Genomic DNA, 16,464 nt, shown 5'->3' with positions numbered 1-16,464 from the left:
TTATTTAAAACAATACTATCAATACTTTATTTAAAACCGAAACTTAATTTAAAATATAATATTAAACCAAACAATGAAAACCGAAATGATCAGTGAATTCCTGGAAAAATATGGACATGAGCCAAAACAAAACTACTTTACCCCCGGTCGTGTAAACCTTATTGGAGAACATATTGATTATAACGGAGGCCTGGTTATGCCCTGTGCCGTTACTTTAGGAACCTGGCTGAGCATAGCACCCAACAACGATAAGGTGATCAGATTTAAAAGCCTGAACTTTCCAGAAGAACGCGAATTTGATCTTCAGCCTTCTTACACCAAAACAGGCCCCGAATGGTACAATTATCCTTTGGGTGTGTTCCATGAAATCTTAAAAAAACATCAGATCCCAACAGGTTTGGATCTCTTGTTTCATGGGAATATCCCGATTGGCTCAGGCCTATCTTCCTCAGCCTCTATTGAAGTGGCTATGGCTTATGCTTTAAATGATTATTTTAACCTGGGTTACGAAAAAATTGAAATCCCCTTGCTTGCCCAAAAGGTAGAGAATGAATTTATTGGTGTAAACTGTGGCATTATGGACCAGTTTGCTGTTGCTTTTGGTGAAACCGATAAAGCCATAGTATTAAACTGTGATACACTAAAATATAAGATCGTTGATTGCAGCCTGGGCGATTACTCACTGGCTATTATCAATACCAATAAACCCCGTAAACTGGCAGAGTCCAAATACAATGAGCGTGTAGCCGAATGTCAAACCGCTTTAAAACAATTGAACCAGGAAATTACCCTGCATAACCTGTGCGAGCTGAATGCCGACAAATTTGCTTTGCACAGTCACCTTATTACCGACCCTACCGTACTAAAAAGGGCAACACACGTAATCAGAGAGAACGACAGGGTTAATCTGGCTGCAAAAGCTTTAAATGAAGGCAACCTGACAGAATTTGGCCGCCTGATGTATGCTTCTCACCAATCCTTAAAAGAGCTGTATGAAGTAACGGGTACAGAACTGGATGCTGTAGTCGAATTCTGCTCAGCTTATGCACACGTAATTGGAGCACGGATGACCGGTGCAGGTTTTGGTGGTTGTGCCATCGCCTTGTTAAAAAAAGGCAGGGAAGAAGATTTTGCTAAAAAGCTTAACGATTTCTATGTGGCACGTATTGGTTACCCTGCTGCCATCTATATCAGTGAAATTGGCAATGGTGCTTCCGCAATTTAATTTTAATTTTGCCCCATGCAAAAATTAAAATTAGATGAGCTGAACCGGGTTGGCATTGAAGAATTTAAAGAACAAGAAAAATTACCGCTTATAGTGGTACTTGACAATGTGCGGAGCATGCACAATATAGGATCGGTTTTCAGGACAGCAGACGGCTTTGCCATAGAAAAACTGTATCTCTGTGGCATTACGGCCCGGCCACCGCACAGGGAAATAGAAAAAACAGCTTTAGGTGCCACACAATCTGTAGCCTGGGCACATTTTGAAACTACTGTTGATGCCATTGCTTCTTTAAAGGCCGATGGTTACCACATCATTGGCATCGAACAGGCTGCTGGCAGCACGATGTTAAACACCTATAAACCAGACTATTCAAAAAAATACGCCCTGATTTTTGGAAATGAAGTAAATGGGGTAAGCGATGAAGTAATGGCACAAATAGACGAATGTATCGAAATTCCACAGTTTGGCACCAAACATTCCTTTAATATTGTCATCTCCGCAGGCATTGTGCTCTGGGATTTCTTTGCAAAATTAAGGTTGTAAAAAAGATATTAGTATAAAAACAAAGGCGCCGGTAAAACTACCGGCGCCTTTGTTTTTATCATATCTGTGATTTATGCATACGGGATACCATCTTTAGACGGCAAACTGCTATGCCCCATCAGGTACTGGTCCACTTTACGTGCAGCTTCCCTACCCTCAGAAATGGCCCAAACAACCAGTGATTGTCCACGGCGCATATCGCCGGCAGCAAATATTTTAGCAATATTGGTCTGATATTTACCTTCTTCTGCTTTAACATTACCCCTGTTATCGGTTTCCACGCCTAATTTTTCAATTAAACCTTCTTTCTGCGGATGCAGGAAACCCATAGCCAGCAATACCAGCTGACAAGGCAGATCGCGCTCTGTACCAGGTTTTTCCTTGAAATTCAAGGGGCGGCCTGTAGCATCAATATCCCACTCCACATCTACTACTTTTACGGCTTTAAGGTTGCCTTGCTCATCTTTGATAAATTCCTTGGTATTTACACCCCAGCCCCTTTCGCAGCCTTCTTCATGTGATGTAGTTACTTTTAACAGCATCGGATATGTTGGCCATGGCATATTTGACGTACGTGCAGATGCAGGCATCGGCATGATCTCGAACTGGGTTACCGATTTGGCACCCTGACGGTTAGAGGTACCGATACAATCAGATCCAGTATCACCACCACCAATCACGATAACGTCTTTTCCGGTTGCTAAAATATCTTCTCCATCCACCGCAAAGCCCCTTACACGTTTATTCTGCTGTTTTAAAAAGTCCATCGCAAAATGCACCCCTTTGGCTTCCCTGCCTTTGGCAGGAAGATCACGTGGAATGGTTGATCCACCAGCAAGAATGATCGACTGATAATCCCTTAATAAAGTATTCAGCTCTACATTTACGCCTACGTTTGCATTACATTTAAATACAATGCCCTCTTTTTCCATTAAGGCAATGCGCCTGGTTACTACATCTTTTTGCAGTTTAAAATCAGGGATACCGTAGTTTAATAAGCCACCTGGTGTATCATCGCGCTCGTAAACCACCACCTCATGGCCGGCTTTGTTCAGCTGCGCTGCAGCTGCCAGACCAGCAGGTCCTGAACCAATAACGGCAACTTTTTTACCCGTACGGATCAATGGCTGTTCGGCTTTGATATAACCTTTGGCAAAGGCCGTTTCAATAATGTGCTTTTCAATCTCTTCAATAGATACAGGCGATTTATTGATCCCCAGTACACAGGCCGATTCGCATGGCGCCGGACAAATCCTACCTGTAAATTCAGGAAAGTTATTGGTGCTCAGCAAAATAGTTGTAGCCAGCTGCCAATCCCCTTTATATACAGCCTCATTAAATTCAGGGATTACGTTACCCAGCGGACAGCCCGACTGGCAAAACGGCACCCCGCAATCCATACATCTTGCTGCCTGTTTGTTAATTTGCTCAGCTTCAAAAGTTTCAACAAACTCATTGTAATGTTTTAAACGAGTTTTAGCATCTTCTTTTACAGGAGCAGTTCTTTCATACTCTAAAAATCCAGTTACTTTTCCCATTGTCTAAGCTGTTTTTGAATTATTTATTCTGGTCATGTTTCTTTTTCGTTGATCTGTGAGGGGCTTAAACTTTAACTTTCTGAGCCCTGCTCTGTAATACTGCCTTGTATTCTTTAGGAAATACTTTAATGAAATGTGCAGATTGTGTAGTCCAATCGTTCAAAATAAACTTGGCTACATTACTGTCGGTCAACTGAATATGTCTTTTTAACAATACATTGATCCTCAGTTCGTCCTGTTCATCCAGCGGGTCAAGGTCTACCATTTCCTTATTGCATTTGCTGGCAAAATCACCTTTGGCATCGTACACCCAGGCAATACCACCACTCATACCGGCTGCAAAATTGCTTCCAGTACCACCAATTACCAGTACTTCACCACCGGTCATGTACTCGCAACCATGGTCGCCCAGCCCTTCTACCACAGCAGTAGCACCAGAGTTCCTTACTGCAAAACGCTCACCTGCCTGTCCACGTACAAACAACTCACCGGAAGTTGCACCATACAAGGCTACGTTACCTATAATGATGTTTTGCTCAGGTACATATTTAATATTACTGAAAGGATAGATTGCCAATCTGGCGCCTGAAAGTCCTTTACCTACATAATCGTTGGCCTCGCCTTCAAGCTGCAGTGAAATACCTTTGGTTGCAAAAGCACCAAAGCTTTGTCCGGCCGAACCTTTAAATTTAAAGTTGATCGTATCCGCAGGTAAGCCCTGGCTTTTGTAAACTTTAGATACTTCATTAGAAAGCATTGTACCAATTGCACGGTCTGTATTTTTTAGTTCAAACTCTTTGTATATCGGTTCTTTACTGGCCAATGCAGGCTGTGCAGCCTTAATCAGTTCATGGTCCAGCACTGCGGCCAGTCCGTGATCCTGCTCTTCAGTCTGGTACAGGCTCAATCCATTATCCGGGGCTTTATATAAGATAGCAGAAAGGTCAAGATCTTTCAGTTTCCAGTCGGCCTGTTCTATAGCACGCACACTTAACGCATCCGCCTGTCCAACCATTTCCTGTACCGATCTGAAACCAAGTTCGGCCATTGTTTCCCTTAATTCTTCAGCAAGGAAATAGAACAGGTTAACCACATGTTCAGGCTCACCGGTAAATAATTTCCTTAAATTAGGATCCTGTGTAGCTACACCAACCGGGCAGGTGTTTAAATGACATTTGCGCATCATGATACAGCCAGAGGTTACCAGCGCAGCAGTAGCTACCCCCCATTCTTCAGCACCCAGTAATGTTGCAATTGCAATATCCCTTCCGGTTTTCAGCTGTCCGTCTGTTTGCAATACTACCCTGCTGCGTAAACGGTTCTTCACCAACGTCTGGTGTGCTTCCGCCAAACCAAGTTCCCATGGCAAGCCCGCATGCTGTATGGAGGTTAAAGGAGAAGCACCTGTCCCCCCGTCAAAGCCCGATACCAGGATCACATCAGCATGTGCTTTGGCCACACCGGCTGCAATTGTGCCTACACCAGCTTTAGAAACCAACTTAACGTTGATCCTTGCCGCACGGTTGGCATTTTTAAGGTCGAAGATCAGCTGTGCCAGATCTTCAATGGAATAAATATCGTGGTGTGGAGGCGGAGAAATCAACCCTACACCAGGTGTGGCATGACGTACCTTTCCGATCCAGTCGTCCACCTTCTCGCCAGGCAGCTGTCCACCTTCCCCAGGTTTCGCGCCCTGTGCCATTTTAATCTGCAGCTCATCAGCATTACTCAGGTAATAACTGGTTACCCCAAAACGTGCCGAAGCGATCTGTTTAATGGCAGAACGCATAGAATCACCATTTGGCAACAGTTCGTACCTCAGTTCGTCTTCACCACCTTCACCGGTATTGCTTTTTCCGCCAATGCGGTTCATGGCAATCGCCAGTGTAGAGTGTGCCTCGTGAGAGATGGAGCCGAATGACATAGCTCCTGTAGCAAAACGTTTTAATATACCTTCAACCGGTTCCACTTCTTCCAATGGAACAGCCGGACGGTTATAATTAAATTCAAATAAGCCCCTGATGGTAAAAGCCTGGTTGGTTTGTTCATTTACCAGCTTTGAATATTGCTTGTAAACACCATAGTCTTTTTTACGGGTAGCATTTTGCAACAGGTGAATGGTTTGCGGATTGAACAAATGCTGCTCTCCCTTGCGTTTCCATTTGTAGTTACCGCCCGTAGGCAATATCGGATCAGGGCGGTTGGCCAGTTTAAAGATCCTGTTGTGTTTAATTAAAGTCTCTCTGGCAATCTCATCTAAGCCCAATCCACCAATTCTTGAAACCGCACCGGTAAAGTAATTGTCTACCACGTTTTTATTGATACCCAGAATTTCGAAGATCTGAGCGCCATGATACGATTGTAAAGTAGAAATTCCCATTTTAGAGAAGATCTTCAGCAAACCGTTATTTACAGCGTAGATATAATTCTGGAATAATTTTTCTTTTTTGGCACCAAACTCAGTTTCAAAACCTGCAATGGTTTCCAGTGCCAGGTAAGGGTTTACCGCTGTTGCACCAAAACCAATTAAGGTAGCAAAATGGTGAACTTCCCAAACATCACCCGCCTCAACAACAATACCTACAGCACCCCTGTACCCTTTACGGATCAGGTGATGGTGAACTGCCGAAACAGCCAGTAATGAAGGGATTGCAGCATGCTCCGAATCCAGTGCACGATCTGAAAGGATAATGACCTGGAATCCATCGTCTACCGCATCTACTGCATAACGGCACAAACGGTCAAGGCCTTTGGCCAAAGCACCTGGCTGTCCGTCGGCCCTGAAATAAGTTTGCAGGGTTTTGGCCTGGAACACACCGGTATCAATACTCCTTAATTTTTCCAGTTCAACGTTGGTCAATATCGGATGTTTGATACCTACGCAATGACATTGCATAGCATTTTCTTCCAGTAAATTGCCATTGTTACCCATAAAACCCGCCAGGCTCATCACCACTTTTTCCCTGATCGGGTCAATAGGCGGGTTGGTTACCTGGGCAAACAATTGCTTAAAATAAGAAGAAAGGTGCTGAGGCTTCTGAGATAGCACAGCTAAAGGAATATCTGTACCCATTGAGCCGATGGGCTCTTTGCCATCTCTGGCCATAGGCTTAAGGATCAGGTCTACATCTTCCCTGCTGTAACCAAATACCTGCTGGTACCTGAAAATAGATTCCTGGGATAAACCGCTGAACACCAATCTTGGTTCCGGCAATTCTTCCAGCCTGATCTGGTATTTATTGATCCAGTCGGCATAAGGCCTGCTTCCGCATACCTGTTGTTTAATTTCATCATCGCTGATGATACGCCCCTGCTCCATGTCTACCACAAACATTTTACCAGGTGTTAAACGGCCTTTTTCAATGATCTTGCTCTGATCCAATGCTAAAGCACCGGCTTCAGACGCCATGATCACATGGTCATCTTCTGTAATGGCATATCTTTGCGGACGTAAACCGTTTCTGTCCAGTGTAGCACCAATCAGGTTGCCATCTGTAAAGGAAACAGCCGCAGGGCCATCCCATGGCTCCATCAAGGTAGCGTGGAACTTATAAAAAGCCTGTTTCAACTCGTCCATATCCTCATTGCCATCCCAGGCTTCCGGGATCAGCATCATTAAAACATGGGGCAATGAACGACCTGAATGCAGCAACAGTTCAACAACATTATCTAAACATCCTGAATCAGAGTTGGTCTCATCAATTACAGGAAGCAGCATATTTAATTCTTCAGGCGTAAAATACGAAGATGCGAAGGATTTAACACTTGCCCTGAACCAGTTCAGGTTACCCTGCAGTGTATTGATCTCACCATTATGGGCGATATACCTGAAAGGCTGTGCCAGTTTCCATGAAGGAAAAGTATTGGTTGCAAAACGGGAATGCACCAATCCAAATGCCGACACCACCCTTTTATCGCTCAATTCTGTAAAATAAGACCTTACCTGTAAGGAAGTAAGCTGACCTTTATATACTATAGTTTTTGATGAGAAAGAGGCAATATAAAACTCACCGTTAATACCTTTTACGGTATTGTTTATGGTTTTAGACAGGTAGTTTTTAAACACATATAGTTTGCGTTCAAAATCTGCCCCGGCTTTAATAGCATAAGGACGCGCTATAAATACCTGTTCCATTTCAGGTTCTACAGAGAGGGCCATATTTCCAATACCCTCTGTATTGGTCTGTACCTTTCTGAAGCCCAAAACCTCCAGGTTTAGCTTTTCAGCCGCGCGATAAATAATCTCTCTGCATTCTTCTCTCGCTTTTACATCCTTTGGCAGAAAAAGCATCCCCACACCATAATCTCCCGATTCATTTAAGCTAAAGCCTATCTTAAGGCATTCATCATATAAGAATTCGTGAGGTATCTGTATCATAATACCGGCACCATCGCCTGTATTGATTTCGGCCCCGACAGCCCCGCGGTGATCAAGATTTTCAAGAATGGTTATCGCGTCAGAAATGATTTGCTGCGACTTCCTGCCCTTTATATGAGCTACAAATCCGATGCCGCATGCATCATGTTCAAAACGCTGGTCGTATAACCCCTGGTTATCTTGTGTTAGTTCCATAAGTCCCGTTTAAATAATAGTTTGGTATAGTGTATTTCGGACACTAAGATACGAATAAAAATTGATGAATTATAATATTGATATATTTTTTAGGAAAAAAACAACATATTGTAAATATAACAACCTCTTATTAACATTATCATAAAATACAACGATTGAAATTACAACATTTACAATCGTGTTATTTAGAATAATTTTTCATAACAGGCATTACGCAGCCAGATCGCAATATTTTTTCTTTCGTTTTCTGACTAAAATCATCAAAAACCTACAAAACTACCTGCCACCCTTACTGCCCCTGTTTATAGTGTTTCTAAAAATAATAAATAATTTTATTTTTTTTAGCATCCACAATCTATTTAACATCAACCAATTATCTGATTACAGCCTACGAAACACAAATTATTATGTTTTTTGCCTTTTGTAGATTAAACTCTTTTGCTACATTTGCGCCGGGCAAGTCTTTTACGATCAGCTCCCTTTGAACTCCCCCAGGGCGGGAACGAAGCAAGGGTAGAAGGTTGTAGCGATGCGATAAAAGTTGCTTGCCCATTTTTTCTTTTCTTCTGATAAAGTAAAAATTATACTAATTCTATTATAAGCTATTATTTCATAAAAGACCTCGACGGAATTGCGTAATTTTGCCTTCCGGTAATAGACAATTAACTCATTAACCAATTTGATAATTAAAAGATATGAAATTTTTTATTGACACCGCTAATCTTGACCAGATAAAGGAAGCACAGGACCTTGGGGTTTTAGATGGTGTAACCACAAATCCCAGCCTTATGGCTAAAGAAGGTATTACAGGTGATGCTAATGTAATTGCTCATTATAAGGCGATATGCGCTATTGTTGACGACAATGTTAGTGCTGAAGTCATCTCGACTACCTACGAAGAGATCATCAAAGAAGGTGAAGCTTTGGCAAAACTAGATCCAAAGATCGTTGTTAAAGTGCCAATGATCAAAGATGGCGTAAAAGCAATCAAATATTTAACATCAAAAGGCATCAGAACCAATTGTACCTTAATATTTTCTCCGGGCCAGGCCCTGTTGGCCGCCAAAGCGGGAGCATCTTATGTTTCTCCTTTCCTTGGCCGCTTAGATGATATCTCTACCGATGGCCTGCAGTTAATTGAAGACATCAGGTTGATATTTGACAATTATGGTTATGCCACAGAAATACTGGCAGCCTCTATCCGTGGCCCTCTACATATTGTTAACTGTGCTAAACTAGGTGCCGATGTAATTACAGCGCCATTGGCAGCCATTACTGCTTTACTGAAACATCCGTTAACCGATAGCGGCTTAGCTACATTCTTGGCTGATCATGCCAAAGCTTCCGGAAAATAATCACATAACCCATTAAAAAGCCCTGATGTTTAATCACATCAGGGCTTTTTAATTTATAAGGTTTTGTTTGTTACAACCTTTGCATACCGGCACTGGAAACCTGAAAATCCTCTCCGGCCAGCACCTGTTTAACCAGATCATAGTCAATCTGTTCATCGGGCGCTATCAAAATGCCTTTTACCCCTGCCCCATTTGCCGCTTCCACGTCCCGGGGCTTATCCCCAATCATAACCGACAAGGAAGGGTCTATATGATAGGCAGCAATAGCTTCCAGCAGCATGCCCGATTTAGGTTTCCGGCAATTGCATTCTTCCGAAACTGTTGGATGGTGCGGACAATAATAGGCATGCGTAATCAATGCACCCTGTTCCTCAAATCTGGCACTTAAAGACCTGTGCATTTCCGCCAGCGTTTCTTCTGTATAACGTTGTTGCGCAATCCCCCCCTGATTGGTAATGATGATCAGCAGGTAACCTTCATCATAAAGTTTCTTTAAGGGGGCAATCTGGTACTCCAGGATCTTAAAATCCTCCTGCCGGGTAATGTAATCGTATATCTCATGGTTCAGTACACCGTCCCGATCCAAAAAAATAGCTTTATTCATCTTATGTTTGTTTTAACTTTGTTTCCTTACATACCTGGTAAGGATAACAATGGTTTGTCCCTCAATTTTACCTTCAATCTGATCGGTATTGTTTTCAACCAGCCTGATATTTTTCACTACAGTGCCCAGTTTTGCACTTAAAGAAGAGCCTTTAACATCCAGTGTTTTTGTTAAAACAACCGAATTCCCGGTTTCCAGCAACTGCCCGTTACAATCCTTGTGGACCTCATTGGCAGTATTGCTTTCTTCATCAAGGCCTGCCTGTGCCCAGGCCAGCGTATCCTCATCCAGGTACATCATATCCAGACTGTCTGCAGCCCAGTTTTCATCTTTCAAACGGTTTAACAAACGCCAGGTAATTACCTGTACACCCGGCACTGCACTCCAGATGCTGGTCCTTAAACAATTCAGGTGTTTCAGGTCAGGTTCTTCTGTTTTCTCTACCTGAGCCAGGCATTTATCACAGATCATGACACAGTTGTCTTCCGTCCGGCCGGCATGTGGTAAAACTTCAAACAACTTTAAAGATCCGGCAGGTCCGCACAGTTCACATTTATTTTCGCTTCTTATCAGCAACTGCTCTTCCAATATTTTGTTGGTTTAATTAAAAAGCCCAAAGGTAGCAATTTCAAACAATTATGCGTTAAAGCCACCATCAATGGTAAGGGCTGTGCCTGTAATGTATTTCCCTTCATCACTGGCCAGAAAAGCAACCAGTCCAGCCACATCATCTCCTGTTCCATAATCTCTCAAAGCCATCCGGCTTCTTAAAAAATCTGCCAGTTCAGTATCTGATGGGTTCATATCGGTATTAATGGGGCCAGGCTGAACCAGGTTTACGGTGATGTCCCTTGGCCCAAGGTCACGCGCCAGTCCCTTCGTAAAGCCGCTAAGGGCCGATTTGCTCATTGCATACAGGGTAGCATGCGGACCTGTTGCATTGTCGGCCATATTGCTCCCAATCGTAATGATCCGGCCACCATCAGGAATGTGTTTTACAGCTGCCAGCGCAGATGCATATACAGCACGTACATTCACTGCCATCACCTGCTCATAATCTTCCAGCGTATGTTCCTCAAAAGCTTTTCCTACATAAATACCGGCATTGTTTACAATAATGTCAATGTGCCCGAATGCCGAGATGGTTTTATCAACAGCATTGGTCAGCTCCGCCGGATCGGCACTATCTGCCTTGATGGCAATTGCCCGCCCTCCTGCCTGGTTAATTTCGGCTGCAATCCTTTCCGATTGTTCTGCCGATTTCGAATAGGTCAAAACCACAGCAGCACCCTCTGCCGCAAGTCTTTTCGTAATGTTGGCTCCCATACCCCTGCCGCCGCCGGTTACCAGGGCTATTTTGTTTTCTAAACGTTTCATCATCATCTTTTTTATAATTTATCTTCAAAAGTAAGGCCTCAATGCTATATTTGTAAGTACAGCTAAAATTGTTAGGTACTAACAAAACAGTAAGAAATGAGAAAAGACAACTCTACGAATGCTTTTAATGAAAAACAGATCAACGACAGTTGTGGCATGGCCTATTCTTTGTCTATAATAGGTGGCAGATGGAAACCGGCCATTTTGTGCAGGCTGTTGTATGGAAAAATGCGTTACAGCGATTTAAAAAAATCCATTGCCAATATTTCTGAACGGATGCTGGTTGCGCAGCTGCGCGAACTGGAAAGCGAACAGGTTGTACGAAGGATAGTCCATCCGGTTGTCCCGCCAAGGGTAGAATATGAATTAACAGAACTGGGTTTAACCATGAAGCAGATGCTAAAGGCCATGTCGGAATGGGGCAATATGCACCGAAACAAAGTGCAGGGTACCGAAAGCCAGATCCCGGCGGATACCTGTATCTAATGCCCCCCGCCTATAATTTCAGCCTTAACATTACCCAGTTTCCGGGAACAGTAAAATCCAAAAAAAGCGATGTATAGATAGCCCAGTGCAGGTACAAAGAACGAATGATGAATGCCCATGCTATCGGCAAATGCACCCTGTACCAATGGAAGCAGTGCCCCACCAAGAATCGCCATTACCAATAATGATGAACCCTGACTGGTATATTTGCCCAATCCATGTATAGAAAGTGTAAATATGTTTGACCACATAATGGAGTTGAACAAACCAACGCTTATAATTGTCCACATCGCAAAAGAGCCCGCATTAACGATGGTAAGTATCACCAATACCACATTGATCAGTGCAAAAACCAACAGTGTTCGGGCAGGTGCTGCCTTGCCGATAAAGAAACCAAGCAGGTTAATGCCCATAAAAATCAAAAAGGTTGAGATCTGAGCAAAATTAAGGTCTACTATACTTGAAATGAGCAGAAAAACCGCAGCCGCAGCAACCAGCATAAAGCCAACTTTCTTAATGCCCGACAGGTTCTGGTTTAGGGATATGGCCCCCAGAAAACGGCCAATCATTGAACCGCCCCAGTATAAGGCCAGGTAGTTTTTGCTCACCGATTCAGAAATCCCCATAATTTCAGGAAGTGCCAGAAAGTTAATGATGAAGCTACCGATACATACCTCGGCCCCGACATAAAAGAATATGCCTAAAATACCAAGTTTCAGTTGTGGAAACTGCAGGGCACCCAGGCCCTTCTCGGTATGTTCTTCCGATTTAAATTCTGGGAGCTTAATGAGATACAAACATATAGCAATCAATACAAATACAGCCGTAAAGATAATGTAGGGCATTTCTGTGGCCTTTGCTGTAATCTTACCGCCCTCCGCAAAAAACTCAAAAATAAGGAAACCGCCTATCACAGGGGCAATGGTAGTGCCCAGCGAGTTAAAAGCCTGTGCAAGGTTTAAACGACTGGAAGCGCCCTCCGGTTTTCCCAATAAAGAAACATACGGATTTGCTGCAATCTGCAATAAAGTAAAACCCAGTCCGAGTATAAACAATGCACTTAAAAAAAGTCCGTAAGCAGAAAAAACAGCTGCCGGATAAAACAGAAAACAACCAAGGGCTGCAATAAGAAGCCCCAGCAACATCCCGTTTTTATAACCTATCTTATTGATAGGATCGCCCCACAGATAGGAAGTCACAAAATAAATGACTGAACCAATAAAGTAAGCCCCGAAAAAGCAAAACTGTACCAGCATGGATTGCAGGTAAGTAAGGCTGAACAGTTCCTTAAGGTGAGGAATGAGCACATCGTTCATGCAGGTAATAAATCCCCACATGAAAAAAAGAGTGGTCAAAGTTGCAAATGGTATGGTATAACTGGTCTTCTCGGTCTGGTCGATCATAATCTGGCCCGTATTTTGGTTAGGTGGACCGTAAAGATAAAATCTTTAAACAGAATTCACAGACTTCTTTTTAACTCTGTGCAAAATCAAACTCTTAGCGAAGCCCGGAAGCCCCTTGCTGCATAATATGATTCCGCACCGTTATGGTAAATGAATACAGTACCATAGCGATAATCGCCAAAAATAGCCCCGCCCAGTGCTCTGATAGCTGCAGGTGTGGTTATCCAGCTGGAGGTCTTGGTATCAAACTTTCCAAACTGCTGCAGCTCCCGGTATTGTTCTTCCGTTAATAACTCAATACCCATTTCAGCCGCTACATCCATCGCACTATTTGCCGGTTTATGCTCCTTCCTCGATGCCCAGGCCTGCTGGTCGTAACAAAGGCTTCTGCGGCCTTTAGGGCTTTCTGCCGAACAATCATAAAAAATATATTCGTCCGTTTTTTGATCATAACCCACTACATCAGGTTCACCACCGGTTATTTCCATGTCATCAAGCGACCATAATTTTTCTGTACTGGCTTCCAGCTTAGCCTGTACTTTAGCCCATTCCAAACCTTTATGACGGTTCATATTTTTTTCAAAACGCGCTTTCAATGTTTTGAGCAGTTCTTCCCGCTGTTGCGGCAACAATTCTTTTTTATTGTTTTTCATCTGTTAAAATTAAGAAAATATTTTTCTATCCTCAGGCCTGAAATACCAGGACACTACAGTCAGCACCAGCAATAACATGGGGCCGAAAAGTTCTTTAGCCTCATCTTTAACAAGCAGATGAGAAATTACAGCACCAGACATGGCAAAGAAAAAGCCTGCATATGCCCATTCCTTTACCAAAGGGAATTTTGGGACAAGCACAGCTACAACCCCCAAAATTTTCCATATTCCCAGCACGGTCAGCAGGTAAGCCGGATAACCCAAACGGGTAAAGCTTTCCACCTCCTCTTTTGTCTTCATCAGCTGTACAATTGCTGTAGATACCATGCCCAGCGCAAGCCAGCTGGTAGCAATCCAATAGATAATTTTATTCCGCTTTGTCATGATCCTTTATTTTAAATTGTTTACGACTTCCTGTAACCGGTTATGTGCCACATTGATACCCATGGCAAAAGGCAATTTTAGTTGCTGGTCCCTAAGTGCTACCGACCTGTATATCACCTGCATGTTCAGTTTACTCCTGCCTTCAGTCAGTGCTTCAAATTCCAGAAATTCAAGCTGAACATCAAAAGCTGTATGCTCCATTTCAAATGTCCGGGTGATTTTCTGTTCGGGAACAAATTCATGAATTACCCCATTGGCTTTAAATACCACATTTCCCTTAGGGTCCCTGGTTTCAAAGCCATAACTTCCATGTTTTTTATTCTCAAGCAGCAATACTTTTGTGCCCATCCATTGCTCAACAATTTCGGCCTCTACATATGCTTTAAAAAGCAATTCCAATGGCAAATCAAATTCCCTTGTAATCACAATTTCCTGCTTGCCCGCTTCGGCATTAACTTTAGTTTTTTGTTCCATACAGCGCTATTTTTTTGGTTGGTAATTTTTCATGATAGCTTCCAGTTTATTGAACCGTTCGTCCCACATCTGTCGAAATGGCTCGATAAAGTCAGATACTTCTTTCATTTTTTTTGCATTAATGTAATAGTAAATTTCCCTGCCGCTTTGCTCCTGTTCAAGCAATTCGCATTCAGTAAGTATTTGCAGGTGCCTGGAAACGGTTGGTCTTGCCGTGTTAAAATTTGCGGCTATTGCACCAGCCGTAAGCGATTGCGAAGCAACCAGCAGCAATATGGCCCTCCTTGTTGGGTCTGCTATGGCTTGAAATACATCTCGTCTTAAATTCATTATGTAGCTATTTGACTACAAATATAAACGTAGCTATTTAACTACGCAAATTTATCTGATTATTTTTTTGTCTGGTGAATTCCATCCGGCTTTTTGTTCAATAATGACAAGACGTGATCATAAAAAATATTAAAATAAGTTGCGCAATTAAATAGTTGCGCATATATTTGCAATCATATGGTTGCATTAAGCACAGATACAATTGGTGTCCTGATTAAATGTGACCTGTTAACCTAAAAAACAATAAAGATGAAAAGGACAATCGTATATGCTGTTGTAGCACTGCTGATAGTATCATCCTGCAATAATGTAAAACAATCTAAAGAAAGTAAGGGATATGCTGAAGTCAACGGAATTAAAATGTATTATGAAATTTATGGACAAGGTGAGCCACTTGTTTTGCTGCACGGTGGTGGCTCTACGATCCAATCAACATTTGGAAGAGTCATCCCAATGCTTGCAAAACATAGAAAACTAATAGCCGTAGAGTTACAGGCGCACGGAAGAACTGGTGACAGGCCAGTGGACGCATCTTTTGAGCAGGACGCAGATGATGTAGCGACACTTTTGAAACACTTAAATATTGACAGAGCTGATTTCTTCGGCTTTAGTAACGGCGGGACAACCTGTGTTCAAATTGCCATTCGTCACCCTCAAATCGTTAACAAAATAATTTTAGGTTCTGCACTTTGCAAACGTAGTGGAATGCCTGCACAATTTTGGGATTTCATGAAACAGGCAAAGCTATCTAATATGCCTGCAGAGTTAAAAGAAGCTTACTTACAAGTTTCTCCAAATCCTGCTGGCCTACAGGTAATGCATGATAAGGATGCAAAAAGAATGGTTAATTTTAGGGATATACCCGACGAACAGGTCAAATCAATCAAAGCTCCTACCTTTATCATCATCGCAGACCAAGATGTTATACAACCCGAGCATGCTATCGAAATGCACAGACAGATTACCAACTCAGAACTTGCTATAATCCCAGGCGTACATGGTGAGTATATTGAAGAAATAACAACACTAAAATCCAATTCTAAAGAAGCACGCTTTGTAATTCCAATGCTTGAAAGTTTCCTTGACAAAGGAAGAAGAAAGTAAGCATACTATTTATCCTGCTTTACGAAGGTGAAATTCAATCTTACCTAATATCACATTCAGATCGAAAGGCTTAGCGATAAACTCATCAGCTACACAGATACTATTAAGGTGCACATCCAAATCTGCCGACATCATCAAAATCGGTAGGCTATCCCCTTCAGCAGATTTCAGTTCAGCGCAAAGATCCAGACCATTTCCGTCAGGCAACCGTACATCCATCAGCAGTAAGTCTGGCAAGTGGTCATCAAGCCCCTGCCTGATATCCGATAAATTCTCATAAACACTTACCTGATACCCATGCTCAAATAAAACATGATTTAAAATAAAGCCGATATCTTTATCGTCTTCCAAAATAAAAACCTCTTTTCCCATGATTAGTTCCAATCTGTATAATCTAATAATATCATATCCC

At 42.5% G+C, this 16,464-nt stretch carries 16 protein-coding genes and 1 other RNA gene; 6 read left to right on the top strand and 11 right to left on the bottom strand.

The window, feature by feature from the left end:
* Nucleotides 1-73 precede the first annotated feature (73 nt).
* Together HDC92_RS23165 and HDC92_RS23160 are read left to right on the top strand one after the other, a co-directional pair.
* Nucleotides 74-1,225, top strand: coding sequence for a galactokinase (locus HDC92_RS23165; RefSeq protein WP_183877286.1), 1,152 nt, complete (start codon nucleotides 74-76; stop codon nucleotides 1,223-1,225).
* A gap of 15 nt (nucleotides 1,226-1,240) precedes the next feature.
* Nucleotides 1,241-1,771 (top strand): RNA methyltransferase, encoded by a 531-nt coding sequence (locus HDC92_RS23160; RefSeq protein ID WP_183877285.1) that lies wholly within the window; start codon nucleotides 1,241-1,243, stop codon nucleotides 1,769-1,771.
* Nucleotides 1,772-1,842: 71 nt separating this feature from the next.
* Here the strand turns inward: HDC92_RS23160 and HDC92_RS23155 are convergent, their stop codons facing one another.
* On the bottom strand, nucleotides 1,843-3,309 hold the full coding sequence (locus tag HDC92_RS23155; RefSeq protein ID WP_015807949.1) for a glutamate synthase subunit beta: 1,467 nt from the start codon (nucleotides 3,307-3,309) through the stop codon (nucleotides 1,843-1,845).
* 64 nt (nucleotides 3,310-3,373) lie between these two features.
* The gene (gene gltB, locus HDC92_RS23150; protein WP_015807948.1) at nucleotides 3,374-7,882 is read right to left on the bottom strand and encodes a glutamate synthase large subunit; all 4,509 of its coding nucleotides are present in this window, start codon (nucleotides 7,880-7,882) and stop codon (nucleotides 3,374-3,376) included.
* A gap of 454 nt (nucleotides 7,883-8,336) precedes the next feature.
* Between gltB and ffs the strand changes: the two genes are divergently transcribed.
* Both ffs and fsa read left to right on the top strand, forming a co-directional pair.
* An RNA gene (gene ffs, locus HDC92_RS23145) (signal recognition particle sRNA small type) lies at nucleotides 8,337-8,436 on the top strand.
* A gap of 141 nt (nucleotides 8,437-8,577) precedes the next feature.
* Entirely contained in the window at nucleotides 8,578-9,237 is a 660-nt protein-coding gene (gene fsa, locus HDC92_RS23140) for a fructose-6-phosphate aldolase (RefSeq protein WP_015807947.1), read from the top strand.
* Between the two features lie 70 nt (nucleotides 9,238-9,307).
* Here fsa and HDC92_RS23135 read toward each other — a convergent pair whose 3' ends face one another.
* From HDC92_RS23135 to HDC92_RS23125, 3 genes are read right to left on the bottom strand one after another with little or no spacing between them, the layout of a single operon-like run.
* Nucleotides 9,308-9,841: a D-glycero-alpha-D-manno-heptose-1,7-bisphosphate 7-phosphatase gene (locus HDC92_RS23135; RefSeq protein ID WP_183877284.1), complete on the bottom strand. Its 534-nt coding sequence runs from the start codon at nucleotides 9,839-9,841 to the stop codon at nucleotides 9,308-9,310.
* A gap of 12 nt (nucleotides 9,842-9,853) precedes the next feature.
* The gene (locus HDC92_RS23130; protein ID WP_183877283.1) at nucleotides 9,854-10,429 is read right to left on the bottom strand and encodes a PhnA domain-containing protein; all 576 of its coding nucleotides are present in this window, start codon (nucleotides 10,427-10,429) and stop codon (nucleotides 9,854-9,856) included.
* 48 nt (nucleotides 10,430-10,477) lie between these two features.
* Nucleotides 10,478-11,224 carry an SDR family NAD(P)-dependent oxidoreductase gene (locus HDC92_RS23125; protein ID WP_221271006.1) on the bottom strand — a complete coding sequence of 249 codons (747 nt, stop codon included), beginning with the start codon at nucleotides 11,222-11,224 and terminating at the stop codon, nucleotides 10,478-10,480.
* Between the two features lie 90 nt (nucleotides 11,225-11,314).
* Here HDC92_RS23125 and HDC92_RS23120 point away from each other — a divergent pair, with 90 nt between their 5' ends.
* On the top strand, nucleotides 11,315-11,704 hold the full coding sequence (locus HDC92_RS23120; RefSeq protein ID WP_183877282.1) for a winged helix-turn-helix transcriptional regulator: 390 nt from the start codon (nucleotides 11,315-11,317) through the stop codon (nucleotides 11,702-11,704).
* Here HDC92_RS23120 and HDC92_RS23115 read toward each other — a convergent pair.
* The 5 genes from HDC92_RS23115 to HDC92_RS23095 form a co-directional block, all read right to left on the bottom strand.
* Nucleotides 11,701-13,107, bottom strand: coding sequence for a sugar MFS transporter (locus HDC92_RS23115; RefSeq protein ID WP_183877281.1), 1,407 nt, complete (start codon nucleotides 13,105-13,107; stop codon nucleotides 11,701-11,703). The two genes, HDC92_RS23120 and HDC92_RS23115, sit on opposite strands and share 4 nt — an antisense overlap.
* Nucleotides 13,108-13,193: 86 nt before the next feature.
* Nucleotides 13,194-13,760: a DUF4256 domain-containing protein gene (locus HDC92_RS23110; protein WP_015807941.1), complete on the bottom strand. Its 567-nt coding sequence runs from the start codon at nucleotides 13,758-13,760 to the stop codon at nucleotides 13,194-13,196.
* A gap of 9 nt (nucleotides 13,761-13,769) precedes the next feature.
* Nucleotides 13,770-14,144, bottom strand: coding sequence for a DoxX family protein (locus HDC92_RS23105; RefSeq protein WP_015807940.1), 375 nt, complete (start codon nucleotides 14,142-14,144; stop codon nucleotides 13,770-13,772).
* Between the two features lie 6 nt (nucleotides 14,145-14,150).
* A complete protein-coding gene (locus HDC92_RS23100; protein ID WP_183877280.1) occupies nucleotides 14,151-14,618 on the bottom strand; it encodes an SRPBCC domain-containing protein in 468 nt (155 codons plus the stop codon).
* Between the two features lie 6 nt (nucleotides 14,619-14,624).
* Nucleotides 14,625-14,948, bottom strand: a complete 324-nt coding sequence (locus tag HDC92_RS23095) for an ArsR/SmtB family transcription factor (protein WP_015807938.1) — start codon at nucleotides 14,946-14,948, stop codon at nucleotides 14,625-14,627.
* 249 nt (nucleotides 14,949-15,197) lie between these two features.
* Here HDC92_RS23095 and HDC92_RS23090 point away from each other — a divergent pair, with 249 nt between their 5' ends.
* Nucleotides 15,198-16,052 (top strand): alpha/beta fold hydrolase, encoded by an 855-nt coding sequence (locus tag HDC92_RS23090; RefSeq protein WP_183877279.1) that lies wholly within the window; start codon nucleotides 15,198-15,200, stop codon nucleotides 16,050-16,052.
* Between the two features lie 9 nt (nucleotides 16,053-16,061).
* Here the strand turns inward: HDC92_RS23090 and HDC92_RS23085 are convergent, their stop codons facing one another.
* Nucleotides 16,062-16,424: a response regulator gene (locus tag HDC92_RS23085; protein ID WP_015807936.1), complete on the bottom strand. Its 363-nt coding sequence runs from the start codon at nucleotides 16,422-16,424 to the stop codon at nucleotides 16,062-16,064.
* Nucleotides 16,425-16,464: the final 40 nt, after the last annotated feature.

It is taken from the genome of Pedobacter sp. AK017 (genome assembly GCF_014200825.1).
Lineage (GTDB): Bacteria > Bacteroidota > Bacteroidia > Sphingobacteriales > Sphingobacteriaceae > Pedobacter > Pedobacter heparinus.
This window is presented reverse-complemented; position numbering and strand designations above follow the sequence as displayed.

Coding starts and splice junctions, on each gene's coding strand:
- gltB (WP_015807948.1), bottom strand. CDS start 7,882: ATGGAACTAACACAAGATAACCAGGGGTTATACGACCAGCGTTTTGAA.
- HDC92_RS23090 (WP_183877279.1), top strand. CDS start 15,198: ATGAAAAGGACAATCGTATATGCTGTTGTAGCACTGCTGATAGTATCA.
- fsa (WP_015807947.1), top strand. CDS start 8,578: ATGAAATTTTTTATTGACACCGCTAATCTTGACCAGATAAAGGAAGCA.
- HDC92_RS23120 (WP_183877282.1), top strand. CDS start 11,315: ATGAGAAAAGACAACTCTACGAATGCTTTTAATGAAAAACAGATCAAC.
- HDC92_RS23155 (WP_015807949.1), bottom strand. CDS start 3,309: ATGGGAAAAGTAACTGGATTTTTAGAGTATGAAAGAACTGCTCCTGTA.
- HDC92_RS23110 (WP_015807941.1), bottom strand. CDS start 13,760: ATGAAAAACAATAAAAAAGAATTGTTGCCGCAACAGCGGGAAGAACTG.
- HDC92_RS23160 (WP_183877285.1), top strand. CDS start 1,241: ATGCAAAAATTAAAATTAGATGAGCTGAACCGGGTTGGCATTGAAGAA.
- HDC92_RS23100 (WP_183877280.1), bottom strand. CDS start 14,618: ATGGAACAAAAAACTAAAGTTAATGCCGAAGCGGGCAAGCAGGAAATT.
- HDC92_RS23125 (WP_221271006.1), bottom strand. CDS start 11,224: ATGATGATGAAACGTTTAGAAAACAAAATAGCCCTGGTAACCGGCGGC.
- HDC92_RS23115 (WP_183877281.1), bottom strand. CDS start 13,107: ATGATCGACCAGACCGAGAAGACCAGTTATACCATACCATTTGCAACT.
- HDC92_RS23085 (WP_015807936.1), bottom strand. CDS start 16,424: ATGGGAAAAGAGGTTTTTATTTTGGAAGACGATAAAGATATCGGCTTT.
- HDC92_RS23095 (WP_015807938.1), bottom strand. CDS start 14,948: ATGAATTTAAGACGAGATGTATTTCAAGCCATAGCAGACCCAACAAGG.
- HDC92_RS23135 (WP_183877284.1), bottom strand. CDS start 9,841: ATGAATAAAGCTATTTTTTTGGATCGGGACGGTGTACTGAACCATGAG.
- HDC92_RS23105 (WP_015807940.1), bottom strand. CDS start 14,144: ATGACAAAGCGGAATAAAATTATCTATTGGATTGCTACCAGCTGGCTT.
- HDC92_RS23165 (WP_183877286.1), top strand. CDS start 74: ATGAAAACCGAAATGATCAGTGAATTCCTGGAAAAATATGGACATGAG.